The 16,786-nt window shown below is 36.9% G+C and carries 15 protein-coding genes and 3 riboswitches; of the genes, 12 read left to right on the top strand and 3 right to left on the bottom strand.

The features are described from left to right. Positions 1 to 4: 4 nt before the first annotated feature. Together QOX35_RS00340 and QOX35_RS00345 are read right to left on the bottom strand one after the other, a co-directional pair. Positions 5 to 511, bottom strand: coding sequence for a threonine/serine exporter family protein (locus QOX35_RS00340; RefSeq protein WP_283685340.1), 507 nt, complete (start codon positions 509 to 511; stop codon positions 5 to 7). 2 nt (positions 512 to 513) lie between these two features. Then, positions 514 to 1,356 (bottom strand): threonine/serine exporter family protein, encoded by an 843-nt coding sequence (locus QOX35_RS00345; protein ID WP_283685341.1) that lies wholly within the window; start codon positions 1,354 to 1,356, stop codon positions 514 to 516. Between the two features lie 150 nt (positions 1,357 to 1,506). Continuing rightward, positions 1,507 to 1,691, bottom strand: a riboswitch (cobalamin riboswitch). Between the two features lie 166 nt (positions 1,692 to 1,857). Next, positions 1,858 to 2,060, top strand: a riboswitch (cobalamin riboswitch). A 173-nt stretch (positions 2,061 to 2,233) separates the two neighbouring features. Here QOX35_RS00345 and pflB point away from each other — a divergent pair. The 10 genes from pflB (at position 2,234) to QOX35_RS00395 (ending at position 14,881) form a co-directional block, all read left to right on the top strand. Continuing rightward, entirely contained in the window at positions 2,234 to 4,465 is a 2,232-nt protein-coding gene (pflB, locus tag QOX35_RS00350) for a formate C-acetyltransferase (protein WP_283685342.1), read from the top strand. An 83-nt stretch (positions 4,466 to 4,548) separates the two neighbouring features. Beyond that, entirely contained in the window at positions 4,549 to 5,268 is a 720-nt protein-coding gene (gene pflA, locus QOX35_RS00355; RefSeq protein WP_283685343.1) for a pyruvate formate-lyase-activating protein, read from the top strand. Between the two features lie 211 nt (positions 5,269 to 5,479). Next, positions 5,480 to 5,669: riboswitch (cobalamin riboswitch) on the top strand. Positions 5,670 to 5,786: 117 nt separating this feature from the next. Next, positions 5,787 to 7,994, top strand: coding sequence for an anaerobic ribonucleoside triphosphate reductase (locus tag QOX35_RS00360; RefSeq protein ID WP_283685344.1), 2,208 nt, complete (start codon positions 5,787 to 5,789; stop codon positions 7,992 to 7,994). Beyond that, positions 7,987 to 8,475, top strand: a complete 489-nt coding sequence (nrdG, locus tag QOX35_RS00365; RefSeq protein ID WP_283685345.1) for an anaerobic ribonucleoside-triphosphate reductase activating protein — start codon at positions 7,987 to 7,989, stop codon at positions 8,473 to 8,475. Before QOX35_RS00360 ends, nrdG begins: the two co-directional genes overlap by 8 nt. 159 nt (positions 8,476 to 8,634) lie before the next feature. After that, positions 8,635 to 9,615, top strand: a complete 981-nt coding sequence (locus tag QOX35_RS00370) for a hypothetical protein (protein ID WP_283685346.1) — start codon at positions 8,635 to 8,637, stop codon at positions 9,613 to 9,615. 396 nt (positions 9,616 to 10,011) lie between these two features. Continuing rightward, complete coding sequence (locus tag QOX35_RS00375) at positions 10,012 to 11,007, top strand: hypothetical protein (protein ID WP_283685347.1); 996 nt, start codon at positions 10,012 to 10,014, stop codon at positions 11,005 to 11,007. Positions 11,008 to 11,413: 406 nt separating this feature from the next. Next, a complete protein-coding gene (locus QOX35_RS00380) occupies positions 11,414 to 13,291 on the top strand; it encodes a hypothetical protein (RefSeq protein WP_283685348.1) in 1,878 nt (625 codons plus the stop codon). A 288-nt stretch (positions 13,292 to 13,579) separates the two neighbouring features. Further along, the gene (locus QOX35_RS00385) at positions 13,580 to 14,002 is read left to right on the top strand and encodes a hypothetical protein (RefSeq protein WP_283685349.1); all 423 of its coding nucleotides are present in this window, start codon (positions 13,580 to 13,582) and stop codon (positions 14,000 to 14,002) included. After that, positions 13,968 to 14,339 (top strand): hypothetical protein, encoded by a 372-nt coding sequence (locus tag QOX35_RS00390; protein ID WP_283685350.1) that lies wholly within the window; start codon positions 13,968 to 13,970, stop codon positions 14,337 to 14,339. The genes QOX35_RS00385 and QOX35_RS00390 overlap by 35 nt, the downstream gene beginning before the upstream one ends. 89 nt (positions 14,340 to 14,428) lie before the next feature. Beyond that, positions 14,429 to 14,881, top strand: a complete 453-nt coding sequence (locus tag QOX35_RS00395) for a GNAT family N-acetyltransferase (RefSeq protein ID WP_283685351.1) — start codon at positions 14,429 to 14,431, stop codon at positions 14,879 to 14,881. A 75-nt stretch (positions 14,882 to 14,956) separates the two neighbouring features. On the opposite strand, the gene QOX35_RS00400 is transcribed toward QOX35_RS00395, so the two are convergent. Continuing rightward, positions 14,957 to 15,193 (bottom strand): hypothetical protein, encoded by a 237-nt coding sequence (locus tag QOX35_RS00400; protein ID WP_283685352.1) that lies wholly within the window; start codon positions 15,191 to 15,193, stop codon positions 14,957 to 14,959. A gap of 239 nt (positions 15,194 to 15,432) precedes the next feature. Between QOX35_RS00400 and QOX35_RS00405 the strand changes: the two genes are divergently transcribed. After that, entirely contained in the window at positions 15,433 to 15,837 is a 405-nt protein-coding gene (locus QOX35_RS00405) for a helix-turn-helix domain-containing protein (protein WP_283685353.1), read from the top strand. A gap of 4 nt (positions 15,838 to 15,841) precedes the next feature. Next, positions 15,842 to 16,777: a 5'-nucleotidase gene (locus QOX35_RS00410; RefSeq protein ID WP_283685354.1), complete on the top strand. Its 936-nt coding sequence runs from the start codon at positions 15,842 to 15,844 to the stop codon at positions 16,775 to 16,777. The last annotated feature ends 9 nt before the right edge of the window (positions 16,778 to 16,786 follow it).

Genomic DNA, 16,786 nt, shown 5'->3' on the forward strand with positions numbered 1-16,786 from the left:
AGTATCAAAATATTTTTATCCCTAAATCTTTTATCTTCTTTATTTTCTTTACGCTCTTTTTACGAAACAATAATGCGGCAATACATATACCGATTGCTAGACAAAAGAGTAAAGAAGATGTCAATATAAAATTGTAAACCGTGTCATGCAATAAAAATGCTGTTTTTGCACTGGTCGTTCCCTCTTCATATATCCGTATACATCCCAGCATCGTCTTGTAGGCATACAAGCCCGGTATCATGGTTATACAAGCCGGCAATGTAAATACAACCGGAGGAGTATGTATCTTATGAGCACAATAGATACCCAAAAGCCCTATCACAACAGTGCCACTTAACGTAGCTGAGATCAAGCCAAAGTCGAAATACAACAACGTAAAACGAATAGCATGACCAAGCCCTCCCAGCAAACCGGCAACCAACAATCCCTTCTTTGGCGTTTCGAACAATAGTGCAAAACCTATAGCAACAAAAAAACTAAGAAGAGCGTCTTTCAATATATCTATTAGCATAATCAAAAGTTATTTATTCCTATTATTGTCATACTAATAAACATCCCCACAGCGATACATAAGAGAATAAATCCACCGAATGCTCCACGGGCAATACCTGTAGGGATATACCCTTCAAGCAAATCGATTATACTATTTATCAGAGGAACTCCCGGAATAAGGAACAATACAGAAGTAGCAATAGATGTTTGAGGCAAATAACCAAATCCCGACAAGATATTCAATCCTGATATGGTTGTTGCCACAAATGCTGAGCAGATTACAATAACCATCAGGTTAAACTTTCTCTTAATCATCTCCTGACGCACCGCAAGCCCGACAAAAGAGGCTACAAAAGCAAAAGCCCCATCTATTAAATTCCCTCCGGCCAGTAGGCATAACGATCCGCAAGCTATTCCAATAAACAGGCGAACAAGCCAAACGGAATAACGAGAGGTATCCTTCAACCTTTTTATACGCTGGTGCAACTCCTGCAAAGAAATCCGATCTTCGGCAAGTTCCCATGTCAGCAAACTGGTATTGGTGAGTATTCCAAAGTGTACCCCATGATGTATTATCTTTTTATTGGCCGTTACTATGTTTTCCTCATTACCCATATCGGTTACTGATACCGATACAGCAGTAAATGATATCAGCATTTCTACTTTATAGTTTGTCTTCTGTGCTATACGTTGTACATTCCTATTAATTCTTTCACAGTGGGCTCCCGATTCAAGCAACAGGGTACTGACCTCCAATATGATGTCTACAAATTCTTTCAACGACAACTCTTTGTCTGAACGTGTGTTTTCTACATCTGCACATCGATCATCAACATGCGAATAATCAAGAACGTTTGCGCGCATTTCTTTCTAAACTTTTTACGATTAAACATAAATGTAAAAAGCTCTTTTGAACTTCACAATGCTGCAATAAGAACACACCTGGATAATAACATCTCCTCCGACAAGAGGGATGAATGAAATTATTAGACATAACACTTTTATCGCGAAGCATTGTCAATCCGATTTAAGGCAGGTATCCTGGCTTTCACCATTTCTATTTTCCTTCCCATCTCTGCACGAAACAGTGGATTTTTAAATAGAAACTTTCGCGGTGATTACAGTTGCGCGACAGCTCAGGACTTTCACCTGATTCCCTATTCTCCTCAATATCTGAGGCACCTTAGCGGTTGAAGAATAATGATAAAGAACTTTCGGGAGGCAAAGGTATAGGAAAAAATAATAAATAGCACATCTTTTTTATTTTTTCCTATACAAAAAGATATAAAAGAAAACAAAAAGAGAAGAGTCTCAATCAATAAGCATTTTTGCATTAAATGTTTATTTTTATGCTTAAAAACATATAACTTTGTCACAGGTTTTGGTGTCATTTACTATATCCATAGAAAATGATGAAAAGGGAATCAGGTGAAAATCCTGGACAGACCCGCTGCTGTAAGCTCCTCCAAAGACTTTGAACAATACTCTATCCACTGTTCTTACACTGAATGGGAAGGATGCTTAAAGATAAAGTAAGTCAGAAGACCTGCCAAGACCATATAGTTTGAAGCTTTCGATGAATAAAGCTGAAGATTTAGGATGGGATTTTTTCAAATAGAAAAAGCCTTCTCTATTTTATTTTTATTCTGTTACATTTATTTAAATACGTCTGTATTTATTTCTTATTCTATTCCACGTAAGCTCTGAAAATTGAGTACTTAGAAATTTATTTTATAATCAAATGGAAGCATATAAAAACTTTAAAGGCACACGGTGGCAAGAGGAAATCAATGTAAATGATTTTATACTCCAAAACTATAAAGAATACACAGGAGACGAATCTTTTCTACAAAACCCTACTGAAGCAACAATCAAGCTATGGGAAAAGTTAAGCACAATGTTTATTGAAGAAAAAGAGAAAGGCATATATGATGCCGAGACTCGAATACCTTCTCAAATTGATGCTTATGGACCCGGATATATAGACCAAGAGCTGGAAAAAATTGTAGGGGTTCAAACAGACAAACCGCTAAAAAGAGCAATATTCCCTAACGGAGGTCTCCGTATGGTGAAACAGAGTTTGGCCGAATATGGTTATAAACTCGACAAAGGGACAGAAGAAATATTCTCAAAATACAGACGCACACACAACGAAGGTGTATTCGCTGCTTATACCGACAGTATCCGCAGAGCCAGAAGCAATGGATTGTTAACGGGCCTACCCGATGCTTACGGACGTGGACGTATTATCGGCGATTATCGCAGAGTAGCTCTTTACGGTGTAGATCGATTAATCTCGGAACGAGAAAAACGTTTCCAAGAATGTGACCCAATTGTGATGACAGACGATCTAATTCGTCTTCGTGAAGAGCTAAGTTCGCAAATAGAAGCATTACTAGCCTTGAAACGTATGGCTGCTTCGTATGGCTTCGACATTTCTCAACCGGCGAATACAGCCCAAGAAGCTATCCAATGGACATACTTTGGATACCTGGGTGCTATCAAAGACCAAAATGGTGCAGCGATGAGCCTGGGACGTGTAACTACTTTCCTCGATATCTATATTGAAAGAGATTTACAAGCAGGCTTAATAAGCGAGATAGACGCACAAGAGCTTATTGATCATTTTGTAATGAAGTTGCGCATAGTCCGTTATCTTCGCACAAATGAATATAATGAACTATTTTCGGGAGATCCGGTATGGGTAACCGAATCGATCGGAGGTATGACAAACAACGGAAAGTCGATGGTTACGAAAAATAGCTACCGTATGCTTCATACACTATACAACCTAGGGCCTGCACCTGAACCTAATCTAACAATATTATGGAGTGACCGTTTGCCCGAAAGCTGGAAGCATTATTGCGCCAAGGTTTCTATCGACACTTCATCACTTCAGTACGAGAATGACGACCTAATGCGTCCTCAACTAGGCGATGATTACGGTATCGCATGTTGTGTATCGCCAATGCGAATAGGACACCAGATGCAATTCTTCGGGGCAAGAGCGAACTTACCAAAGGCTCTACTATATACAATCAACGGAGGTAAAGATGAAATAACCAAAGCTCAAGTATTACCAAAACATTGGGTAGAAAAGGTATCAGGAGAGTATCTTGACTTTGAAGAAGTTTGGGAGAAATTTGACCGCACCTTGGATTGGGTTGCCGAAACTTACGTAAAGGCATTAAATATCATCCATTATATGCACGATAAATATTCATACGAGGCTTTAGAAATGGCTTTGCATGATGTTGATATCGTTCGGACACAAGCTTTCGGCGTTTCGGGGCTGTCCATTATCGCCGACTCTTTTGCTGCTATCAAGTATGGAAAAGTACGCATCGTAAGAAATGAAGAAGGTGACGCAGTCGACTATATTATAGAAAAAGATTACGTTCCGTTTGGAAACAACGACGACAAGACCGACAGGTTTGCTGTGGAAATAGTAGAAAAGTTCATGAGCAAAATCCGTAAACGTAAGATGTATAAAGATGCGATACCTACACAGTCGGTATTGACCATCACTTCAAACGTGGTGTACGGAAAGAAAACAGGAAACACCCCTGACGGACGACGTGGAGGAACACCTTTTGCTCCGGGAGCCAACCCTATGCATGGGCGTGATACCAGAGGAGCTGTAGCATCACTTTCATCTGTAGCGAAGCTTCCCTTTGCTCATGCAAATGATGGCATTTCATATACTTTCGCTATCACACCAAATACATTGGGTAAAAACAGAAAAGAAGAAGCTCAAAACCTCAGCGGACTTCTTGATGGCTACTTCTTACAAACAGGTCACCACCTCAACGTTAATGTATTTGACAGGAATCTGCTTATCGATGCGATGGAACATCCTGAAAAATATCCTCAGTTGACAATACGTGTATCAGGTTATGCTGTTAATTTCGTAAAACTTACAAAAGAGCAGCAATTGGATGTTATAAACAGAACGATTACTACATCATTCTGATACTCCGTTAATAAATAAAAAGTTGCTCCAAAACAAAAAAAACACTTTTGGGGCAACTTCACTTAGCTGGAAGAAAATAAATAATGAAAGGTTTAATTCATTCTTTCGAATCTTTTGGAACTAAAGACGGCCCGGGTATAAGATTTGTATTTTTTATGCAAGGCTGCCCTCTTCGTTGCCTCTATTGCCATAACCCGGACACATGGAATATGAACGATAAGAAGTACGAACTAGCTCCGGAAGAGGCTTTTGAAGAAGCAAAGAAGGTAAAAAACTTCATACGCAATGGGGGTATAACCATTTCGGGAGGAGAACCCCTGCTACAACCCCAGTTTATTATTGAGTTATTCAAGATGTGTAAAAATGAAGGTTTACATACAGCTATAGATACATCAGGATATATATTAAATGATAAGGTAAAAGAGGTTTTAGAGCACACAGATCTTGTACTACTGGATATTAAACACATCAACCCTGATAAATATAAAAACCTCACAGCAAAACCACTGGAACCAACACTTCGCTTCATGCAGTACCTCACAGAAATTGAAAAACCTGCATGGCTAAGATATGTGCTCGTTCCGGGCTTCACCGACGATGAAAAAGACCTAAATGACTGGGCAAAACAAGTTTCTGTATATAAAAATGTACAGCGAGTAGATATTCTACCTTTTCATCAAATGGGGTTGCATAAATGGGAGCAATTAGGTGAAGACTACAAGCTTAAAGACATTGCACCTCCCGAACAGTCGGAAATAGAGAAGGCTGAAAATATTTTCCGAAGTTATGGACTTAAGGTCTGATATATAGATTATTCATAAAACATTTTTCTTTACAAAAACAAAAAAAAGGTCATCAATAAGAATATAAAATTTTATTTTTAGAAAACTTTTCAACAATAATAAAATTACAACAAACTCATAAAAAGCCAATTAACAACAAACAGAGAAAACTTAAATCAGAAAACACTTAAATAAAATATCCAATCAAGTCTTTTATTAAGTAAAATCATATAACTTTGTTAACATATACGGTTCCGAATATAATCGGCTGAAAAGGGAATCAGGTGAAAGACCTGAACTATCCCCGTAGCTGTAAATTTCAGAAAGGTAGTTGGACTCTCACACCACTGTCAACGAATACTGATGGGAAGGTTACCAACTGCGAAATAAGTCAGAAGACCTGCCGTATATACATTCTAGCTTTCGGGAGAAAAGCAGCAGAATTATACAACATATTAACTCCAAATAAGTCTGTGTACTTCCCTGCTCCTGTCAGTTATATTTTAATTGATACAATAAAAGTATAAACGATAACGAATATGATTCAGACAGTTGTAAAAAGAGACGGACGTATCGTCGGTTTTAATGAGGAAAAAATCATGGCGGCAGTTCGCAAAGCCATGCTACACACCGAACAAGGAGAAGATTCCACTTTAATCAGACGCATTACAGACTATGTATCCTGTCAGGGAAATGAGCAGATGACAGTGGAGCAAATACAAGACATGGTAGAAATGGAGTTGATGAAAAGCCCCCGCAAAGAGGTGGCAAAAAAATACATCGCCTATCGTGACAAACGCAGCATTGCCCGCAAAGCAAAAACGCGAGACATGTTTTTGGAAATTATAGATACCAAATCAAACGATATCACGCGCGAAAATGCAAACATGAATGCCGATACTCCTGCCGGCATGATGATGAAGTTTGCTAGCGAAACCACCAAACCATTTGTGGATGATTATTTATTATTGCCGGAGGTAAAAGAAGCTGTTCGTCTCAACTATCTGCATATACACGACAAAGATTATTATCCGACTAAAAGTCTTACTTGCGTACAACATCCTTTAGATAAAATATTACAAAACGGTTTTTTTGCAGGGCATGGAGAATCTCGTCCCGCAAAACGCATTGAGACAGCCAGCATGCTGGGTTGCATCTCTCTGGAAACAGCACAAAATGAAATGCATGGCGGACAGGCTATTCCTGCTTTCGATTTTTATTTAGCTCCATTTGTACGTAAAAGCTTTATTGAAGAAATAAAAGTTCTCGAACAAGCTACAGGAATAGAATACAAACATTTGTACGAAACAGAAATAGAAGATTATATCCCTTGTTCCGTCAAAGATTTAGCAGGAGACAAACGAATTATACAGCATGCCATAAACAGAACAGTGAGCAGAGTTCATCAATCGATGGAGGCCTTTATTCACAATATGAACACAATCCATTCTCGTGGAGGAAATCAGGTCGTATTCAGTTCGGTCAATTACGGAACGGACACCTCCGCTGAAGGGCGCTGTATTATTCGCGAATTACTCCACAGTACATACGAAGGAGTAGGAAGTGGCGTAACGGCTATTTTCCCTATACAAATATGGAAAAAGAAGCGAGGCGTAAACTATTTGCCGGACGACAAAAACTATGATCTTTATATACTAGCAAGCAAGGTGAGTGCCCGCCGTTTCTTCCCTAACTTTTTGAATCTGGATGCGACATTCAATCAACATGAAGACTGGAAAGCAGACAATCCTCGCCGATTTGAATACGAAGTAGCTACAATGGGTTGTCGGACACGCGTATTCGAAAATCGCTTTGGGAAAAAGACATCTATCGGACGGGGGAATCTCTCTTTCTCCACTATCAATCTTGTACGCATTGCCTTAGAATGCAGAAATATAGAAAATGAAAAAGAAAGAATAGATTGCTTCTACAGCAAACTAAACCAGATACTCGACCTGACCGCATTACAATTGCATCGCAGGTTCGAATTTCAGAAAACTGCCGCTCCCAAACAATTTCCATTACTAATGTCTGTATTATGGGAAGGATGCGAGCAGGTAAAAGATGAGAACACGATAGAGAAGGTTATTAATCAGGGCACATTGGGCATTGGTTTTATAGGACTTGCCGAAGCTCTTGTTGCACTTGTAGGTAAGCATCATGGAGAAGATGAGCAAGCTCAAAAACTCGGATTGGAGATAGTAACTTATATGAAAGATCGGGTAAATGAATTCTCAGAAAAATATCAGCATAATTACAGTGTACTTGCAACTCCTGCCGAAGGTCTGGCCGGACGCTTTACCCGTCGTGATAAAAAAGACTTTGGGCTAATCAAGGGCATCACCGATCGTGAATATTACACCAATTCCAATCACGTACCCGTATATTACCAATGCAGTGCACATCAGAAAGCAAAGACAGAGGCTCCCTATCATGACCTAACTCGAGGAGGACATATCTTTTATGTAGAGATAGACGGTGATGCCACACACAACCCCGATGCTATATTGACAGTAGTAGATATGATGGATAAATACAATATGGGGTATGCATCAGTCAATCACAACCGCAACCGTTGTTTGAAATGCGGCTATGAAAATTCGGATACAAAGCTCACCCGATGCCCAAAATGCGGTAGCGACGAAATAGATCGCCTGCAACGCATAACAGGTTATCTGGTAGGGACAACAGGCCGATGGAACAGCGCAAAACTGGCAGAGTTAAACGACCGCATTATTCATGAATAAATTATCAATACTAAATATTATACATGACACCACCGTAGATGGTCCCGGATTCAGGACAGCCATCTACGCTGCGGGTTGTGCACACAGATGTTCGGGATGCCACAATCCCCAATCGTGGGATATAGAAAATGGCACACCACACACCATCGAGCAGCTATTAGAGATAATAAAAGAAGATGAATTTGCAAACGTTACTTTTTCGGGTGGGGATCCCCTGTTTCAAGTAGAAGGTTTCACACAGCTTGCACAACGAATAAAAGCAGAAACAGATAAAAACATCTGGTGCTATACCGGATTTTTGTATGAAAACATTCTAAAATCAGAGAGGCTTTCTCAAATTCTTCCTTTTATCGATTTCTTGGTAGACGGCAGATATATTGAAACACTGCGAAGCGAAGAGCTACGATTCAGAGGCAGCAGCAATCAAAGAATCATAAATGTGCAAACTTTGGATGAATACGGGGATTCACCTCAACTATAAGAGCTTTCAAAAAAAAGTGATAAAATAACACATTCTTGAATAAAATCCATACCAATTTTTAAAATAAATATGATAAATTTATGCGATAAAAAAAGATTTACTAAAACTTAGATTAAAGTTAACCACTAAACATATCTCAATCTCAATAAATGTGAGTCTATGATGAATAAAGAGGTTGTAAACAACTTGGTGTATAGAATCAAATCTGCACTTCCCGAAAATGTCAAAATAGCCCATTACCTGATGGATTTGTTATCGTTAGGCCGAGAAGCTGTATATCGCAGGCTAAGAGGAGAGATAACATTCAATCTGGATGAACTCATACTAATATCCAAAGACTTGGACATATCTTTAGATAGTATTGTAAATCCTGAAAAAATGGAAAAATATGGCATTTTGTTTGAAACAAAAATGCTGATAAAAGATACTTCTTTAAAACATCTTATGGAGAACCTCAAACAGACATTAAATGGACATGTCGAATTGTGTAAACTCGCAAACAGACACCCTGAAGCCAAAATGTCTATCGCAACAAACACGATGCCCTATCAGTTTTTTCTCAATTATAGAAATCTGGCGAGAATTCCATCTTACAAATGGTTGTATCAAACTCAACCAGTTGAAAATATGATGTCCTTTAGTGACTATAAGGTATCGGATGAAATAATCAGCCTTGCTCATGAATTTGTAAAAGAATATAATACCATTGACTCTGATTTTATATTTGATCCCAACACCTTTAATTCTATAGTTGAAGACATTGTTTTTCTTTACAAATTAAATTTAATAACTAACGAAGAGGTCAACTTATTGAAAGAAGAATTTTTGAACTTGATTGACGACCTCGAAATAAAAACTGCTTCGGGTAAATTTAGCCCAACCTCAAAAATATCGGTTTATATATCTAATATTAGCATAGATACAACTTACACATTTCTAGAATGGGATAATAATCAGGTTACACATTTCCGCATATATGGCCTTTGCAGTATAAACACTGAAGATCCGACTATATGTAAAGTACATAAAACTTGGATTAATTCATTAAAACGATACTCTACATTAATAACACGCAGTGCGGATTTAGTTCGAATCGAATATTTTAACAAGCAAAGAGAATTTATAATGCAAAAATTATAACTATTTCCTATACCGCATGTTCAATAGCAGGCACGGTTAAACTTTTTCCTTAATTTGTGCTGACATACCTTATTACACTTTATAGAAAAACACGAATAAAGACACAGAATAAACACTGTTGTCGAATCAGCCTATTGTCTAATACAGATTAATATTTCACTTTTACACTTCGTTTTTTCAATCTTATCATATAAACTGTTTCCACCCATAACTGTCTAAAAAATAGGACAAACGATATTCATTCGTTATATCGAATACAGAAAAGTTTAGACTTAAGGGCTCTACAAATATACTTATGCAAGGCCATGGGCTGAACAATAAACTCTCTAATATTAAGTCCATAAAAGAGCTTTTTCTTTTATAAAAAGTATATCTACGAAGTAGAAAATATAATATATGCAACAAAACAATAAAGCTATAAAAAGACTCGTTACATTAATAAAATTGGCAATTCCTGACAATGTCAAGATTTTATATTACTTAATGAATTTGCTCTCCTTGGGAAGAGAAGCTGTATATCGCAGATTGAGAGGAGAAGTAATGTTCAATATGGATGAACTCATTAAAATATCTAACGACCTAAACATTTCATTGGATGACATTATCAATCATCAGAAAAAAGACGCCAAGAATGCATCTTTTGAGACAAAGATGATTATAAGTGATAACCTTGAAAATACACTCAAAAAAGTTGCAGAATCATATATAGAACTTCATAAAGTAGCACGGCAGTCAACAAATGCAAAACTTATTATTGCCTCCAACATGATCCCTTTTCAGCTTTTTCTGGAATATAAAACTTTAGCGAAAGTCGCATCTTACAAATGGCTATACCAAACAAAAGCTATAGAACATAAACTGCCTTTTTCGGAGTATAAAATTTCGGATGAAATTGCAAAACTGGTTCATGAATTTATAAAAGAGAGTAAGACTATTGATACTGAATACATCTTCGACTGCAATACTTTTACTTCATACATTAAGGATATAGTTTTCTTCTCCAAGCTTAAATTGATAACAAAACCGGAAGTCATACTACTAAAAAAAGACCTCCTCGACTTAATAAACAATCTCGAAACAAAAGCTGCGAAAGGCAAGTTGGGTACATCATCAAAGATATCTGTTTATATCTCGAGCATCAATATAGAATCTTCTTGTTCTTTAATCAAGTCAGACAATAGTCAAATAGCTCATTTTAGAGTTTATGGGATAGGTGGTATTACCAGCTTCGACTCCCAACTACTGGAAGTTCATCAAATCTGGATTGAATCGATGAAACGATATTCTATTCTTATAACGGGAAGTGCCGATCTAATAAGAAAAGAATATTTTAATGAACAGAGAAAAGCAGTCGAAATAATGTTGGGAGAGGATACAACTTCTGACGATTAAAAATTTAACAACTACAAGTTTACCTGCAATTCAATGTATATTCAATTTTTTTTCACGTCAATACATCGAATATCCTCCCTAGCCTTATCAACAAGCTCTAAAATAGATACATTATTAACAGCGATGTCGATATAGCTTATTATTTACACAAAATAAATCTCTCAATTTTGTCAAAAATTCCCGAACAGACAAACAGCATGAAGGTAATATAAAGATATAAGATAAAAATATCGTAGCACATATATCTAGACATATCATCAAGACGAATTACTCTATCACCCTAATTATAAATAAGTTTTGCATTTGTAACTATCGTTACGTGAGGTATTATTTATGCTGTCCTGTTTTTTACAAAACAAAATATGATTGTAGCACAAATTAATAGAAATAAACTAAAAGAGAACTTATGAATCGAAACAAATCAGTAACAACATTTCTCGTTTTTATAATGTTGTTCTTGCCCTTATCTACACTACAAGCGCAAGTCTCAATCGGCTCGGGTGAAGAGCCTATATCCGGATCTATCTTACAACTAAAAGAGAAAGATGCGGTGACCGATGCCAGCTCTAATGCGCATAGGGGTTTAGCCTTACCACGAGTAACCTTATCAGAAAAAAAAGCTCTTTATCCCATGTTCTTGGCAGACCCGGATGATCCGGCTTCGGGACCGAATACTGCCTATAGCGGAGCAGCCAATAAGGAGGCTTTAGATAAGGCTCATACGGGCTTGATCGTTTACAACCTGACAGAGAATGATGATAAAGAATTATGCTTAGGTTTAAATCAGTGGGATGGAGAGCAATGGAATTGTTTCCAGAGCAAAATGGGAAATGCTAAGTTCGATGCGGTGAATTGTTCCGATATAGAGATTAATGGAGTCTACGTGGAAGGCACACCTACTACTTCAGCTAATTATCTAAGTATAAATCTGAATGTAACAAAAGTAGGAGCTTTCTCTATTACTATAACTACCGGGAATGGCTACAGTTTTTATCAGTCGGGGGTTGCATTGAGTATTGGGAAGATGACTGTGAATATCCCGTGTCAGGGCACTCCTGTGAATGCGCAAACGGATAAACTTTCCTTTAATGGCATAGGGCTTATTCCGGGCTGTGAACCTCAAATAGAAGTATCTTCTGCTATAGCAAATTACTCTCTAAACTGCTCCAGCATAGTGGTAAACGGAAGATACCTGAAAGGAACACCTTTAACAGCTTCAAATACGATAGCTTTAAACGTAACCGTGACCACTGCCGGTTCATATAACATCAATACTCCTTTGACGAATGGTATCCGTTTTTCTGCCAGTGGTGATTTAACTATCGGGACACACACTATCACTCTTATTGGTTCGGGGACACCTACCGTCAATTCTGATTTCCCGATAACGATTAATGCAAATACGCCACAGGGGAATAACACCTGTAATACAACAATACCTTTGACTTTGCCGGCTATGACTTATGCCGTTATTGGTTCGGGAAGTACTTATTCTTGGAACTCTACTGCCAGGAGCCAGGCATTGACCAATGGAGGTATAAGTTTTGGACCTAATGGAATTGTAAAAATAGTAAGTTTCACCGAATTATGGAGTACCTCAACTGTAAATACAGCTGCGAAGTATCTTAATGATGGTTATAGCAATGGTACTATGCCCGATGTTGTATTGTACTTTGCTTACGGTGCTGCCCCTACGACAGCTCTCACTACGGCGTTAAGGGATTACATTAATAAAGGTGGCTGTGTAATTTATGGGTCGGCTGATGGGACTAGTAGCGATGTGAATACGCTTATGAGCGGATTGTTTGGTATAAGCCCCGCTATTGCTCAATCCGGAGGGCAAACAGACGACGATGTATATGTGATATCAAACTTACCAAGTGATCCTGTTATTAATGGTCCTTTTGGAAATCTTTCGGACAGGCATTGGGGGGAAGATAATGGGACAACCGGCTCTGTGATAATGACCGAGCTACCTCCTAACTCTGTGCAAATTTGTACGGCGCGTTCTGCATCCAAAACGTTACAAGATCCACAATACTCGATCGTATGGTATAACGACAGCAAGAACTTTCTTTATTTCGGAGACAGTGTAGGTTCTTCCACAACTGATAACAGTACAGGCGCTTATCCGTCAAGATATAACAGCCAGGGATTACCATTGTCGAAAAATTATGGACCGGGCACAGCGTGGAATCAGTTTATATATAACTCTGCTTTGGAGCTCAATGCTGTGGCCTGGGCTTTGAAGAAGGCTGCAATCAGTGGAATTAATCCTCACTAAATAAAAGATAACTCAAGGGGATTGGCTTAACTAGTTATTAAATTAAAGATAGCAATCTCTAGAGCTTTTGGGACTTTTCAATCTTAGGCAGGCTTTCCTAAAAAGGCCTGATTAACAAAGCTATGCGTAGGAAAGGGAGATCTCTGTATCTCCCTTTTTAATAAAAACCGGTTAGGAATAAATAAACGGGTAAAATTTATATTAAACATTTTATTGTCGAAAGAAGATTATATGCCAAACCTTAACAATTTTAGAAATATTCATATCGGAAAGTTAATTCAAAAACGCATGTCGGAATGCAATGTGGATATTGACCGGGCATGTAATTTCCTAAAAGTATCAGAGGAAGACATTAAAGATATGTTTGATCGAAAGTCTTTAGAGAGTGAACTCTTATTGCATTGGAGTAAATTGTTGGAGTATGATTTTTTTCGAATCTATAGTCAACATCTTATTCTTTATGCTCCGCAGGATATCAATAAAACAAATAGGGAAAAGAACACATCTCTACCTGTATTTAAGAAGAACATCTATACTCACGAAGTAATTATGTACCTACTAGAACTAATAGAAAGTGGGCGTAAAAACAAACGTGACGTACAGCAAGAATACAATATTCCTTCAACAACAATTAACCGCTGGATGAGAAAATATGGAAATAACACAAACAAACCGAATGGAGAGGAAGAAAAAACAAAAATTGAACAATAAAGAGAATAGACCCTTATACCACAAGATATATGCCGACATGATTCGTGATAAGTATCCCGATAGGGAGGCGAATTGCATCAATTACTTAAATAAAAGGAATTGGACTGCTTTAGACGTAATACGGGTTAATATGATTTTATTCTCAAATAAACAAGGGCGCAAAGAAATACTTTTGGGACAACGTCACCGTGCTTACGACCAAAAAAGTATAAAGCAAATACTCCAAGATCAGAAAGAGAATATGCTAAATAACAAAGAACTAGCCACAAAATACAAACTTAGTCGCAATACTGTCGCCAAGTGGAAAAAACTGTTCGGAGAAGAAGTAAGCGAGTAGACAGCCATTCTTTTCTCAAACCGATTTCTTGACGTTTTAAACCTTATTTATTAATATTGCCTTGTTATTAATATCAACATGCTGCTAAAATGAAAATAAAAAAAATAACAGAGGATAAAGACCGGTTTATGAATCTGCTGCTATTGGGCGATGAACAGGAAAGCATGATCTACAGATATTTAGAAAGAGGAGAACTATTTGCGTTATACGACACTGATCTAAAAACCGTTTGTGCCGTTACCCAAGAAGACGAGAAAACTTTCGAAATCAAAAATATTGCAACTTACCAAAAGGAACAGGGGAAAGGATACGGGAGTTTAATGATGAGATACATAATTGACAACTACAAAGACAAATGTGACATATTATTGGTTGGAACAGGCGACGATCCTACTATATTGTCATTTTACAAAAAATTTGGCTTTGTATATTCACACACCATAAAAAACTTCTTCATAGACAATTACGACCATCAAATATTTGAAAATGGCAAGCAACTAATAGACATGGTTTATCTAAAAAATGAAATGAAAAAATCCTGACAGATTTCTCTATCAGGATTGCTGTGCACCCTTAACAATTCTACTCTCAAACCTGTACTTTAGAATTTGATCGCTTTATTGCCTTTTGTCACATAAAGGAACAATATCCCGTAAGGTTTTTAGATAGTGGATAAATTCGAGAGTATCTTTATGCGTGCTAATTATAGCATCAGATTGAGACTGTATGAATAGAATGACATAGTTATATAAAAATTCATCCAATAGTTTAGCAAAGTCTTTAGGTGAAATATCTTCTTTAAAGAATGTATACATCGGTTCCAGATTTATATCCCCTCTTTCTAATTTTTCCATAAATGTTTGTATTAGGCTTACTGCACTTTTGTAAGGGTTGCTATATTTGAGTTTGTATAATTCACAATTGCAAAGTAAATGGCACAGCGTCTTATATCCTATTAATTGAGACAATAAGATATCAGAAACACAAATAATATATTAATATCCTAACTGTTAAAATATTATCCTCACAAATAAATTATTATTTGCTCTAAATGCTTATTTTTGCATATAAACAAATTCACAAATAGAAAGACATGGAAGAAACAAGCATAAAAAAGAGCAATCATGGTCCAAACGTTCGCCGTTGGAGAGAATGGCGAAATATTAATCAAGATGTTCTGGCAGAGCAAATAGGAGTATCACAAGCTACTCTTTCGAGCTATGAGAAAAAGGATAAGCTCGAACAGGATATTTTAGAGAAGATTGCTAAAGTTTTGGATATTCCTGTTGAGGCTATTACTGAACTAGAACAAGGAACCTCTATAAATATCTATTCTGGAACTTGGCAAGATAATGCTATTACCAATCAGTACACTTTCAACCCGTTAGATAAAATAGTTGAGCTTTACGATGAAAAAATAGCTTTATACGAAAGAATGCTGAAGGACAAAGATGAGGCTATTTCTTTGTTGCATGAGGTATTGAAGGAGAGGAAGTGAAAGTATGCCAATCGATTTTTCCGATATTTTAGTTATAGGGGTATCTTCGCGTGCTTTATTCAATTTAGAAGAAGAGAATGAAATATTCAATACTCAAGGAATTGAAGCATATCGAAAATATCAGCAAGACAATGAAGATAATTTGTTAGTCCCTGGTACAGCTTTTTATCTTGTTAAAAGTTTATTAGAATTAAATAAACAAGCAGATAAACATATTGTAGAGGTTATTGTAATGTCACGAAATAGTCCTGAAACAGGTGTAAGAATGTTGAATTCAATAAAAAAGCATGATCTAGATATTACTAGAGTAGCATTGTCTGGTGGAGAGCCTTTATTTCCTTATATTGATGCTTTTGATATTGATTTATTTTTATCAAAAGATGAAAAAGACGTACAAGCTGTTATCGATTCTAAAGTTTGTGCTTCTGCAATGATATATGCTCCTCCTCAAGAATTTAATCCCGAAGATAGTAGAGTGAAAATAGCATTTGATGCAGATGCTGTTATTTTTAGCGATGAATCTGAATATAGAAATAAGACTGAAGGACTTGAATCATTCCACGAATATGAATCTACACATGAAGATGATCCACTAAATGAAGGTCCATTCGCAAATCTATTGATTAAATTATCAAAGATACAAGAACATTTACCGACAAGAATTGAATATTCACCACTACGTTTAGCTATTGTTACAGCTCGGAATGCTCCTTCACATATGAGAGTAATCAAGACATTGCGTAAATGGAATGTATATGTTGATGAGGCTTATTTTTTAGGAGGTTTGCCAAAAGATAAGGTGCTAAAAGCGTTTGGAGCTCATATTTTCTTTGATGATCAAGAAACACATTTAAAAACAACAAGTAAATACGTACCATCTGGTAAAGTTCCATATTTAACAGCATCTCCGATGAAAAAAATAGAAGAAACAAATACTTAGTCTCTTATT

This window comes from Dysgonomonas sp. Marseille-Q5470 (assembly GCF_951230145.1).
Classification (GTDB): domain Bacteria; phylum Bacteroidota; class Bacteroidia; order Bacteroidales; family Dysgonomonadaceae; genus Dysgonomonas.